This window comes from Afipia sp. GW822-FHT04G07 (assembly GCF_058800765.1).
In genome coordinates this window covers 186,255-198,291 of record NZ_JBXAMP010000002.1, presented here as the reverse complement: position 1 = coordinate 198,291, position 12,037 = coordinate 186,255, and the positions used below count along the sequence as shown (strand labels likewise).

General features: G+C 63.2%; 8 protein-coding genes. 5 read left to right on the top strand and 3 right to left on the bottom strand.

The window, feature by feature from the left end; all coding sequences use genetic code 11:
• Positions 1-44: 44 nt before the first annotated feature.
• From AC1RKJ_RS20705 to AC1RKJ_RS20695, 3 genes are all read left to right on the top strand, one after another.
• Positions 45-1,442, top strand: a complete 1,398-nt coding sequence (locus AC1RKJ_RS20705) for a CoA transferase (protein ID WP_492792999.1) — start codon at positions 45-47, stop codon at positions 1,440-1,442.
• A 155-nt stretch (positions 1,443-1,597) separates the two neighbouring features.
• A complete protein-coding gene (locus tag AC1RKJ_RS20700; protein ID WP_492793245.1) occupies positions 1,598-2,809 on the top strand; it encodes an efflux RND transporter periplasmic adaptor subunit in 1,212 nt (403 codons plus the stop codon).
• Between the two features lie 51 nt (positions 2,810-2,860).
• Complete coding sequence (locus tag AC1RKJ_RS20695; protein WP_492792998.1) at positions 2,861-5,986, top strand: efflux RND transporter permease subunit; 3,126 nt, start codon at positions 2,861-2,863, stop codon at positions 5,984-5,986.
• 11 nt (positions 5,987-5,997) lie between these two features.
• On the opposite strand, the gene AC1RKJ_RS20690 is transcribed toward AC1RKJ_RS20695, so the two are convergent.
• Complete coding sequence (locus AC1RKJ_RS20690) at positions 5,998-7,413, bottom strand: TolC family outer membrane protein (protein WP_492792997.1); 1,416 nt, start codon at positions 7,411-7,413, stop codon at positions 5,998-6,000.
• 285 nt (positions 7,414-7,698) lie between these two features.
• Between AC1RKJ_RS20690 and AC1RKJ_RS20685 the strand changes: the two genes are divergently transcribed.
• Positions 7,699-9,552, top strand: coding sequence for an acetyl-CoA hydrolase/transferase C-terminal domain-containing protein (locus AC1RKJ_RS20685; protein ID WP_492792996.1), 1,854 nt, complete (start codon positions 7,699-7,701; stop codon positions 9,550-9,552).
• A gap of 50 nt (positions 9,553-9,602) precedes the next feature.
• Here AC1RKJ_RS20685 and AC1RKJ_RS20680 read toward each other — a convergent pair whose 3' ends face one another.
• Both AC1RKJ_RS20680 and AC1RKJ_RS20675 read right to left on the bottom strand, forming a co-directional pair.
• Complete coding sequence (locus tag AC1RKJ_RS20680; protein ID WP_492792995.1) at positions 9,603-10,382, bottom strand: enoyl-CoA hydratase; 780 nt, start codon at positions 10,380-10,382, stop codon at positions 9,603-9,605.
• A gap of 180 nt (positions 10,383-10,562) precedes the next feature.
• Positions 10,563-11,255 carry a hypothetical protein gene (locus tag AC1RKJ_RS20675; RefSeq protein WP_492792994.1) on the bottom strand — a complete coding sequence of 231 codons (693 nt, stop codon included), beginning with the start codon at positions 11,253-11,255 and terminating at the stop codon, positions 10,563-10,565.
• Positions 11,256-11,489: 234 nt separating this feature from the next.
• Between AC1RKJ_RS20675 and AC1RKJ_RS20670 the strand changes: the two genes are divergently transcribed.
• Entirely contained in the window at positions 11,490-12,035 is a 546-nt protein-coding gene (locus AC1RKJ_RS20670; RefSeq protein ID WP_492792993.1) for a sigma-70 family RNA polymerase sigma factor, read from the top strand.
• Positions 12,036-12,037 lie beyond the last annotated feature (2 nt).

Genomic DNA, 12,037 nt, shown 5'->3' with positions numbered 1-12,037 from the left:
TATTTTCAGCGCGATGCTCCGCTGCGATTCCGCCGGAGATGCTCATGCAATCCATCCGCGATGCTCTCGCCGACCTCTGGGCCCTTGGTGGCGGCGAGCCGTCCGCGCTCGACACCGTCACGCTGACCGGAAGCGAGCCGGTGCTGCCGTCGTCGTTTCGTGTCGGAGCAGCGTCGCAAGTTACCGTTGCCGCCGCCGGATTGGCTGCCGCGCAGGTCTGGCAGGCGCGCAGCGGCGAGGCGCAAAGTATATCCGTCGACATGACGCACGCCGCCGTTGAGTGCCGCAGCGAACGCTATCTGCGCGTCGATGATAAACCGCCGCCGTCGGCGTGGGACGCCATCGCGGGCGTCTACAAGACAGGCGATGGACGCTTCGTGCGGCTCCACACCAACTTCCCGCATCATCGCGACAACGTCTGCAAGGTGCTGAACTGCAAGCCGGAGCGCGACGATGTGCAGCGCGCGTTGATGCAGTGGAAGGGCGAGGCATTCGAGACCGCGGCCTATGCCGGCGGCTGCGTCGTCTCGATGATGCGCTCCCATGACGAATGGCTGGCGACGCCGCAGGCCCAAACGCTCGAACAATTGCCGCTGATCCAGATCGAGAAGATTGGCGACGCCGCGCCGAGGCCATGGCCCAATGGCGATCGCCCGCTGGCGGGATTGCGCGTGCTCGATCTGTCGCGTGTCATCGCCGGTCCGGTCGCGGGGCGGACATGGGCTGCTCACGGCGCGGATGTCATGCTGATCTCAAGTCCCAATCTGCCGTCGATCCCCTGGCTGGTGATCGACACCGGGCGCGGCAAGCTGTCGAGCTTTGCCGATCTCAAAACGGAGGCGGGAACGGACACGTTGCGCGGTCTGCTGGGACGGGCCGATATTTTTTCGCAAGGCTATCGCCCGGACTCCATCGCCGCGCTCGGTTTTTCACCGGACGATGCGGCGCGGATCAGCCCCGGCATCGTTTACGTGTCGCTGTGCGCCTATGGCCATGCCGGGCCGTGGGCCGGTCGCCGGGGTTTCGATTCACTGGTGCAGACCTCGACAGGTTTCAACCATGCCGAGGGCGCGGCCGCCAGCATTGACGGGCCGAAGGAACTGCCGATGCAGATCCTCGATCATGCCACCGGCTATCTGATGGCGTTCGGCGCGATGATGGCGCGGCTGCGGCAGGCCCGCGAAGGCGGGAGCTGGCATGTCCGGGTTTCCCTGGCCCAGACCGGACGCTGGCTGTGGAATCTTGGCCGGCTGGCGGATGGTCCTGCCGCGGCGGACCTGACGGCGGACAGGATTCTGCCGTTGATCGAGCAAAGTCAGTCCGGTTTTGGTGCATTGCAAGCGGTTCGTCACGCCGCCGTGATGTCGGCAACACCCGCATTCTGGCTGCGTCCGGCCGTGCCGCTGGGGTCCGATGCCCCGGAGTGGCCGTCACGGCCCTGACGTTAACCGAAAATAATCTCCATCCCGACGTTTTTGGATTGTCCAAATCCATGAAGTGGCACTAATAGCTGCAAGCCGCGTCAGCGCGCCGCAGGAGCCGTTACGTGACCGAGAAGACCACCAAACCAAGTGCGTTTATTGCCGGAGTGCGGGCCATGCACCGGCGGCGGCTGGCCGTGGCCGCCGGTCTTGCGGTCATCGCGGGGCTCGCCGTGTTCAGCCTGACGCGCGGCGCCACCACGCCGAAAAATCATTCCGACGTATCGAGCCAGTCGCGGAAGAATCTGCTGCGCTATACGCCGACCGCGGCGGAGTGGGCGAGCATGACCGTCCAGCCCGTGGTGCAGCGTCCGTTCCGCGCCGAGCATGTCACCGAAGGCAAGGTCGCCATCGATGAGGACCGGTCGACGCCGGTGTTCTCGCCCTATGCCGGCCGCGTGACGAGATTGCTGGTGCGGCCGGGCAATCACGTCACCCAGGGGCAGGCGCTGTTCGTGATCGAGGCGCCGGACAATGTTCAGGCGCAGAACGATTTCATCAGCGCGGCGACCGGCTACAACAAGGCGAAGTCGCAGCTCGAACTGGCGCAAATCCAGGACAAGCGCGCCCACGATCTTTATGACGGCAAGGCCGTCCCGTTGAAGGACTATCAGCAGTCGCAGGCGGCGCTGATTTCCGCGAAGAACGACATGCGGTCGAGCGAGACGGCGCTGGAAGCCGCGCGCAACCGTCTGCGCATTCTCGGTCTCACCGACGAGGCCATCGCGACGTTTCAGGAGAAGGGCCGTATCAATCCCGAGACCACGATTTTCTCGCCGATCGCCGGCACCGTGGTTCAGCGCAAGGTCGGCCCAGGACAATATGTCAACGCGGGCGCGAGCGACCCGGTCTTCGTGATTGGCGACATGTCGACGGTCTGGCTGACCGCATTCGTGCGCGAAACCGAAGCGCCCGCCATCGAGATGGGGCAGGAGATCGCATTCAGTGTTCTGGCCTTTCCGGGGCGCACGATGACCGCGCGCATCAACTACGTCTCGGCGGCGATCGATCCTGCTTCCCGCCGGCTGATGGTGCGCGCCACCATCGACAATCCCGATGGATTGCTGAAACCGGAGATGTTCGCCAACGTGACGATCTATTCGTCGGCGGATCGTCCGGCTGTCGGCGTGCCCAAGACGGCCCTGATCTACGAAGGCGATCAGGTGCGGGTCTGGGTCGTGCGCGACGACAAGTCCATCGAACTGCGCCAGATCAAGGTCGGCCTCGCCAACGGCGATCTTGTCGAGGTGAAGGGCAATCTGTTTCCGGGCGAGCAGATCGTCACCAAGGGCAGCCTGTTCATCGACCGCGCGGCATCCGGAAGCTAGTCCGGCCGTGTTTTCCCCAAGATTCAGCTCCTTCCGAAAGACCCGGTCTTGATGGATCGTCTCGTCGCTCTCGCGGTCAATCGCCGCTTCCTGATGGTCGTGCTGTTCGCCATCACTCTCGTTGGCGGCGTCATCGCGTTTCAGCAGCTCAACATCGAAGCCTATCCCGACCCGACGCCGCCGATGGTCGACATCGTGACGCAAAGTCCCGGTCTGTCCGCGGAGGAGATCGAGCGTTACATCACGATCCCCATCGAGACGCAGGTGGCGGGCCTCAAGAACCTGCGGACCATCCGCACCATTTCGCTTTACGGGCTGTCGGACGTCAAACTCCAATTCTCGTTCGACTATACTTATGAAGAGGCATTGCAGCAGGTGCTCAATCGCCTCGGGCAATTGACCCCACTGCCGGGAGGCGTGCAGCCGACGATTTCTCCCTTGAGTCCGATCGGCGAAATCTTCCGGTACCGGCTGGTCGGACCGCCGAACTACAGCGTGCTCGATCTCAAGACGTTGCAGGACTGGGTGCTGCAGCGGCGCTTCCGCAGCGTGCCTGGCGTGATCGACGTCACAAGCTGGGGCGGCAAGACCAAGACCTACGAGCTGCAGGTCGATTTCAACAAGCTGATCGCCTACGGCCTGACATTGCCGCAACTGTTGCAGGCGGTCGGTAACGCCAACATCAATGTCGGCGGCAACACCGTGAACATTGGCGCGCAGTCCGCGGTGGTTCGCGGCGTCGGGCTGATCCGCTCCATCGACGATCTCGCAACCACGATGATCTCGCAGAGCGGCGGCAATCCGGTTTTGGTGCGTGATGTTGCAAATGTCACCGTCGGCGAGAAGCCGCGCCTCGGCATCGCCGGCATGAACATGGACGACGACATCGTTCAGGGCATCGTGCTGATGCGCCGCGGCGAGCAGAGTTCGCCGACCATCGCGCGGGTCGAGCAACTCGTGCAGTCGATCAACAAATCCAGCGTCCTGCCGCCCGGCGTGCGGATCGAGCGCATTTACGACCGCAAGGACCTGATCGACACCACTACCCACACGGTGCTGCACAACATGGTGATCGGCATTTTGCTGATCGTGCTGTTGCAATGGCTGTTTCTCGGCGATCTGCGCAGCGCCGTCATCGTCGGGGCCACGATTCCATTCGCGCTGTTTTTCGCGGTCATCATTCTCGTGCTGCGCGGGGAATCCGCCAACCTGCTGTCGGTGGGCGCCATCGATTTCGGCCTGATCGTCGATGGCACCGTCATCATGGTGGAGGCGATCTTCCGGCGCCTGTCGCACACCACCGAACTCTCGCCGTCCGAGCAGAGCGCGATCTCGCCCGAAACCCTGATGGGTATGAAGACGCACGCCATTCTCAGCGCGGCGGCCGACGTGTCGCGCTCGATCTTCTTTGCCGCTGCGATCATCATCGCGGCGTTCCTGCCGCTGTTCACGCTGACCGGCGTCGAAGGCCACATCTTCGGGCCGATGGCGAAGACCTATGCCTACGCGCTGGCGGGCGGGCTGCTTGCGACCTTCACGGTCACGCCTGCGCTGAGCGCGATCATTCTGCCCGTCCACATGCAGGAGACTGAAACCCGGATCATGCGCTGGCTGCACGCCGCCTACATGCCGCTGCTGCGATGGGCTGTCGGCAACAGGCGGATCGTGATGACGGTGGCGGCCGGCCTCGTTGTCGTGACCTTCATCGCGGTGCGGATGCTCGGGCTCGAATTCCTGCCGAAGCTGGAGGAGGGCAATCTGTGGATCCGCGCCACGCTGCCGCCGACGATCTCGCTCGAAGAGGGCAATTCCTACGTCAACGAGATGCGGAAGCTCATTCGTCAGCGGCCGGAAGTCGAATCGGTGGTGTCGCAGCACGGACGGCCCGACGACGGCACCGACGCTGCCGGCCTGTTCAACGCGGAATTCTTTGCACCCCTGAAACCGGTCGGCGAATGGCCCGGATCGAAGGACAAGGATGAACTGACATCCGAATTGCTCGGGCAGTTGCAGAAGAAATTTCCGGGCGTCGAATTCAACTTCTCGCAGTACCTTCAGGACAACGTCGCCGAGGCGGTGTCCGGCGTGAAGGGCGAAAATTCCATCAAGCTCTACGGCAACGACCTTGTCGAACTGACCAATACGGCCAACAAGATCAAGTCGGTGCTGTCGACCGTAAAGGGCGTCACGGACCTGTCGGTGTTCACCTCATTGGGCCAGCCGACGATCCAGATCGACATCGATCGCGCGCGGGCGGCCCGTTACGGCCTGTCCCCCGGCGACATCAATGCGACCATCCGCGTCGCCATCGGCGGCGACAGCGCGGGCGATCTTTACGAGCCGGGCAGCGACCGGCATTTCCCGATTATCGTTCGCCTCGCACCCGAATACCGCAAGAGCGCGGAAGCCATCCAAAATCTGCGGATTGGCGCGCAGGGTCCGAACGGCATCCAGCAAATTCCGCTATCCGAAGTCGCATCGATCACGCTGGTGTCGGGCGCCGCCTACATCTACCGCGAAGGGCAGGAACGCTACCTGCCGATCAAGTTCTCGGTGCGCGAACGCGATCTCGGCGGCGCGATCAAGGAAGCGCAGGACAAGGTGGCCGAGCAGGTGCATCTGCCGCCCGGCTCACGCATGGAATGGGTTGGCGAGTTCGGCAATCTTCAGGACGCGATCCGGCGGCTCTCCATCGTGGTCCCGATCAGCCTCGCGCTGATCGGAGTTCTGCTGTGGTTCAATTTCGGATCGATGGTGGACACGCTGCTGGCGATGAGCGTGATCCCCATGGCGGTGCTCGGCGGCGTGCTCGGGCTCTTGCTCAGCGGCATTCCGTTCAGCGTGTCGGCGGCCATCGGCTTCATCGCGCTGTTCGGTATTGCCGTGATGGACGGCATCATCATTCTGTCGCAATACAATCAGCTGATCGATGAAGGGTACGAACGCGTCAAGGCTGTGATCCGCACTGGCGAACTGCAATTGCGTCCCGTGCTGATGACCTGCGTGGTGGCGGGCATCGGATTGCTGCCGGCGGCCATGTCGTCAGGCATCGGATCGCAGGTGCAGAAGCCGCTCGCGGTGGTGGTGGTGACCGGCATGATGCTTGCGCCGCTGGTCATTCTCGTCACGCTACCGGTGTTGATCTCGATCTTCTCGCGCCGGGTTCCGCAGAACTAGCGCTCCCGAAACTAACGTCCTGACGGCGTGCGCACGCCGTGCCAGGCGTCGCGCACCTGATGATAATGCACCTCGGGTAGATAGTCGGGCGTGTTGAGGCTGAGGGTGCGGACATCAAGGCGGCCGATGGCGCTCAGCAACGTGTAGGACGCGATCACGCGATCGCGCTGCGCCAGGATCTGGCGTGATCGCGCCGCGGTGAGATCCTGCTGCGAATTAAGCACATCGATGGTGGTGCGCTGACCGGCCTGCGCCTCGCGGCGTACACCCTGCAAGGCGATGTTGGCGGACTTCACCTCGGCCTCGGCGGCAGCGAGCGCGACCTTGGTGCCCTCGCTGCTGATCCATGCGCTGATCGCCGCCGTGCGCGCCTGATTCCTGACCTGCTCAAGCACGAGGCGGCTTTGCATCGCCGTTTCCTTCGCCTGCCGGGTCTGCGAGGCGGCGGTGCCGCCGTCGTAGATCGGCACGGTAAGGGCGCCGACGATGGACGCCTGATCGGCGCGCTTGGTGCCCAGATTGGGATCGCTGTCGGCGCTGCGGCTGACATTGCCCTGCACGTTGACCTGGGGGAGCAGGCTGCTTTCGGCGACGCTGATGGTCGTCGTGGCGACGTCGACGTCGTAGGTCGCCGCGATCACCGCCGGGTTCTCACGGATCGAGGTATCGATGCTTTCCTGCCGGCTGCGCGGCACGAAGCGGTCGACGGTCTGCGCGGCGGCAAGGTTGCCCGGCATGTTGCCCACCACCTGCTCGTAGACGGCGCGGCTGGTTTCCAGCGCGACCTCGGCGGCGTTGAGATCGGCGAGGCCGCGGCTCAGCCGCGCTTCCGCCTGCGCGGTATCGGTCGGCGTGACATCGCCCGCGTCGAGGCGCTTTTTCGTGATGCCGAGCGTTTCGCGCAGGAAAGCCACGTTGCCGCGCTGGGTTTCCACCAGCGCCTGATTGGAGATCACATTCATGTAAGCAGTGACGGCATCGAGCAGCACGCCCTGTCCGACATTGCGCAATGCCTCGCGGCCCGACAGCACCTGGAATTCAGCAACCCGGACGCTGTTCGAGGTCTTGAAACCGTTGAACAGGTTTTGGGTGACGGTGACGCCGATGGTCCACGGCTTCAACGTGGCGGTCTGGATCGTGTTGTCGACAAGCAGGTTGCGAACCGGCTGCAACCCTGCGCTCAGGCTCGCGACGATCTGCGGGCGATAACCCGCCAGCGCCTGCGGCACATTTTCATCGGTGGCGCGCTGCTGGGCGCGCGTGGCGTTGAGCTGCGGGTTGGATTGATAGGCGCGGGCGAGGGCCTCGTTCAGCGTTTCCGCCTGCGCGGCGGTCGTGAACCCGGCAAACAGCACGACGCCGATAGCTGCGCCCGACACACCAAAGCGCCAGCCTACGTCGCCAAACCTTGAAGCCCGCCGAACCATCGTTTCCCGTAACAAGTCGCGGTGGGGATTGCATCAATCCGGAACCAGCACGCTTCATTCGTACACTGTTTAGAGCGCGTTGTTGGCGCGGGCAAACGTCCCGACAAAGAAAATCGGCGACTGTGACAATGTGCACTGATTTGTTATCGCGCGGAGCGGTATTCGCTTGACCGTTCAAGGCCTTCTGATGAAATTACAGGCTAGCGGACCCCATTCGGGAGTACGATGCCGCGCCTCCCTTGTGCGTTGCCGGGCCCCCCGGCGTGGTGGACCAGCAGATATCCGATGCCGAAAATCTATTCCGATCCAGATGCGATCGCGGGCGACATCATCCGCGAGGTCGGAAAGAAACTGGTGGTCGGGCTTCCGTTAGGACTCGGCAAGGCTAACCACATCGTCAATGCGCTGTTTCGGCGGGCGGCCAGCGACAGTTCGATCCATCTCACCATCTTCACCGCCCTGACGCTGGAAAAGCCGACGCCGGCGGCGGACCTCGAGCGACGGTTCATCGCGCCGGTGATCGACCGGCTGTTCGGCGGCTATCCCGACCTCGACTACGCCCGGGCGCTCCACGCAAAGAAGCTGCCGCCGAATATCGAAATCGTCGAGTTTTTCTTCCTCGCCGGCAAGTGGCTCGGCAATCCCTATTCGCAGCAGCATTACATCTCGGCGAACTACACCCACGCGTCGTCCTATCTGTTGACGCGGGGCGTCAACGTCATCGCGCAACTGGTCGCCAAGCGGGTCGTCGATGGGGAGACACGCTACAGCCTGAGCAGCAACACCGACACCACGCTCGATTTGATGCGGGCGCGGGCGGACGGCAAGATCGCGTTCAAGATCGTGGGTCAGGTGAACTCCGAACTGCCGTTCATGCCGGGGCAGGGCGATCTGCCCGCGGACGAGTTTCATGCGGTGCTCGACAGCCCGGAGACGGACTTTCCGTTATTCGCGCCGCCGTCGGAGCCGATCTCCGATACGAAATACGCGATCGGACTTCATTCGGCGGGGATGGTGCGCGATGGCGGCACCTTGCAGATCGGCATCGGTCAGGTCGGCGATGCGCTGGCGCAGGGATTGATCGTTCGTCATCGCGACAATGCCGCCTATCGCGCGGTGATGTCGCGGCTGGCTCCGGGGCTCACGCCGCGCGAAGCGGGCCCGTTTGCGACCGGCCTCTACGGCCTCAGCGAAATGTTCTTCGAGGCGTTTCTCGCGCTGATCGACGCCGGTGTGCTGAAGCGCGAAGTCGATGGCGCGCTGCTGCACGCAGCTTTCTTCCTTGGGCCGAAATCGTTCTATCGCGCCTTGCGCGACATGAAACCGGAGCACATTGCACGCATCCAGATGGTGCCAGTGTCGTTCACCAACCAGCTTTACGGAGGCGAGGACGCCAAGCGCCGCGCGCGGATCGATGCGCGGTTTGTCAACAACGCGATGATGGCGACACTGATGGGGGCTGCGATCTCCGACGGTCTGGATAACGGTCAGGTCGTTAGCGGCGTCGGCGGCCAGTACAATTTCGTGGCGCAGGCATTCGCGCTGGAGGGCGCACGATCGATGTTGACGCTGGAATCGGTGCGCGGCTCCGGCCGGAATGCCCAATCCAATATCCGCTGGTCCTACGGTCACACCACGATTCCGCGCCACCTGCGCGATGTGATCGTCACAGAATACGGGATTGCCGATCTGTGGGGCAAATCGGATGCCGACGTCATCGCGGCAATGCTGAGCGTCGCGGATTCACGATTTCAGGGCGAGCTGATGCGACAGGCTAAGGACGCGGGCAAGCTGCCGAAGATTTACGAAATCCCCACCGCGCATCGCGAGAACTTTCCGGACCGCATTGCCGCCGCGCTCAAGCCGTCGCGCGATGCCGGCCTGTTGCCCGCGTTTCCGTTCGGCAGCGATTTCACGGATGTCGAGCGGCGGCTGATTCCGGCCTTGCAGATCTTGAAGGAAGCCCTGGCCAGCAAGCTCGATCTGCTTGAGCTTGCGTGGCAAGGATTTCGCGCAGGACCGCCGGACGAGGAAACAGCCGCCTGTCTGGCGCGACTGCAACTCGACCAGCCGGCGTCGTTTGCCGACCGGCTTTACCGTGCGCTGGTCAGCGCCGCGTTGGCGCGTAGCAAAATTTAGTTGAGCATGATCTTGTCGGGAAACAGGTACCCACTTTTCCGGATCGTGCTTTAACGGTTCTTGAAGTTCGGCTTCCGCTTCTCGATGAATGCAGCCATGCCCTCGGAGCGGTCTTCCAGCGCAAACGTCGCGTGGAACAGGTCGCCCTCGACATTCATGCCTTCGGCGAGGGTCGTTTCCAGCGCGCGATTGACGGCGCTTTTCGCCATCGCGGCCACCGGCTGCGACATAGCCGCGATCTTGTCCGCAATGGCGAGCACTTCTTCCATCAGTTTGTCGGCTGGGAAGATGCGGCTCACGAGTCCGGAGCGTTCCGCTTCGGCGGCGTCCATCATGCGGCCGGTGAGGCAGAGGTCCATCGCCTTGGACTTGCCGACGGCGCGCGTGAGGCGCTGCGTTCCGCCAAGGCCGGGAATGGTGCCCAGCGTGATTTCCGGCTGGCCGAATTTGGCGGTGTCGGACGCGATGATGATGTCGCACATCATGGCGAGCTCGCAGCCGCCGCCGAGCGCATAGCCGCTGACCGCGGCGATAGTCGGCTTCTTGCAGGTGGTGACACGATCGCCGCCGATGTCCATGAAATCCTGGCTGAACATGTCGATGAACTGCTTCGGCTGCATCTCCTTGATGTCGGCGCCGGCGGCGAACGCTTTCTCGTTGCCAGTGATGACGATGCAGCCGATGGCTTCGTCTTCCTCGAGATCGTCGACGGCGGCGGCGATCTCGCTGAACACGTCATAGGAGAGGGCGTTGAGCATCTTAGGCCGGTTGATTCGCACAATGCCGACCGCGCCCTTGTTCTCCACGATGATGTGTTCGAATGCCGTCATGTTTCGCCCCTGATGTGCTTGTGAAAATGGAGCGCGTCGCGCGCCGTTGGCCGCAATCTGCCTTTCGCGGCATCGATCCGCAAGACCGGTGACGGCGGGTCTGTTAAGGCGCGCGAAGCAAAAACGCCGATCCGCAGGGATGCGGACCGGCGTTTGCATTTAATGCAGACGGTGTTTGCGTCAGGCGATGAACAGCCGCGCCGCCGAAGCCAGCGTCAGCAGGCTTCCGAAGGCGATGAAGATCTTGCCGATCAGCGAGGTCTTGCTCCACGGGTCGCTGTCGTCCCCCTTGAACACCGGCTTTTCCGACGACGACACTGCCCGGACGATCTTGCCGTTCGAGGCGGGGGGAGGTGGCGCGACGGCAACCGGAGGGGCCGGCGCGGCATCTTGCGCAATCTGCTGATTGCTGTCGGAATTGTTCGGCGGGTCGGCGGCGGCGACCAAAACGCCATTCACGGACGACACGTTGGTGCTGTCGAGCGCGGCAATGTTCCGCGCCTCGTCATTGGCAAATGATTCCGCGTGGGCGTTCGCGACTTCGGGCGACAGCTTGGGCTTGATGGACTTTGCCGCGTCATCCTTCTCGGCAAGTTTTTGCGGAGTGGGCTTCTGCGCGACGGATTTGGAGGACGCTTTCGACGCGGATTTTTTCACGTGCCGGACATGAGCCGTCCGGGTTTTCTTCGTGGCCTGCGCGCGCCGCTGCTTCTTGAATTTCGAAAGGACCATCGGCCGGTCCGCGGCAGCCACGCTGCTTTTTGCAACCGGCTTGGCGGTCGATTTGGCAGCCATCGCCGGCGCGCCGGAAAAGCTCATCCAGATTCCGGCCGCTGCGACCAGCGCCGCTATTCCAGCAGTCCTTGTCCGCATGGCAATTTCCCCTTTTGCCAGAGCCACCAGCACAAGCGGACCAGACCGGTGCGGAATGGCCACAGGACGGCGAAAAAAGGGAATCTTGTGACTTGCCGCCCTAAAAAAGGCTCAGACCGGGACGGTTGGGCAGGCCAATTCATGTCCCCGGATCACGTATTCACGATTGCGTGATTGCAACTTCCGCCCGTAACACTTTAGGAACAGAAGCGAATTGCCTTGATAGGAGCGCGCGTGCGCGGACGTGAAGACGAATGGACCGACCTGATGAGGGCGGCCAATGCCGGGGACAACGCCGCATATCTTCGCCTCCTCAAGGCCGTCACGCCGGTCCTGAGAGCGGCGGCGCGGCGGGGTCTGGCCCGCGCCGGTCAGCCGGTCGATCAAGCCGAGGACATCGTGCAGGATATTTTATTCGCGGTGCATTTGAAGCGGCACACCTGGGACACGAACGCCCCGTTTGCGCCGTGGCTGTTCGCCATTGCCCGCAACAAGCTGATCGATGCCCTGCGCCGCCGTGGCCGCCGGATCTTCGTCAACATCGACGATTTTGCGGAGACGCTGCCGGGCGCGCCGGTCGAGGAGACCGTGCCGCCGGGCGAAGTCGCCACCCATCTCGAAGGGTTGCCGAAACGGCAGCGGGATGTGCTGCAAGCGATTGCGGTCGATAGTGCGTCGATCAAGGAGACGGCTTTGAGGCTGTCGATGACCGAAGGCGCGGTGCGCGTGGCGCTGCATCGCGGGCTGACCGGTCTCGCCAGCAAACTGCGGAAAGAATGACC

Coding starts and splice junctions, on each gene's coding strand:
- AC1RKJ_RS20705 (WP_492792999.1), top strand. CDS start 45: ATGCAATCCATCCGCGATGCTCTCGCCGACCTCTGGGCCCTTGGTGGC.
- AC1RKJ_RS20700 (WP_492793245.1), top strand. CDS start 1,598: ATGCACCGGCGGCGGCTGGCCGTGGCCGCCGGTCTTGCGGTCATCGCG.
- AC1RKJ_RS20695 (WP_492792998.1), top strand. CDS start 2,861: ATGGATCGTCTCGTCGCTCTCGCGGTCAATCGCCGCTTCCTGATGGTC.
- AC1RKJ_RS20690 (WP_492792997.1), bottom strand. CDS start 7,413: ATGGTTCGGCGGGCTTCAAGGTTTGGCGACGTAGGCTGGCGCTTTGGT.
- AC1RKJ_RS20685 (WP_492792996.1), top strand. CDS start 7,699: ATGCCGAAAATCTATTCCGATCCAGATGCGATCGCGGGCGACATCATC.
- AC1RKJ_RS20680 (WP_492792995.1), bottom strand. CDS start 10,382: ATGACGGCATTCGAACACATCATCGTGGAGAACAAGGGCGCGGTCGGC.
- AC1RKJ_RS20675 (WP_492792994.1), bottom strand. CDS start 11,255: ATGCGGACAAGGACTGCTGGAATAGCGGCGCTGGTCGCAGCGGCCGGA.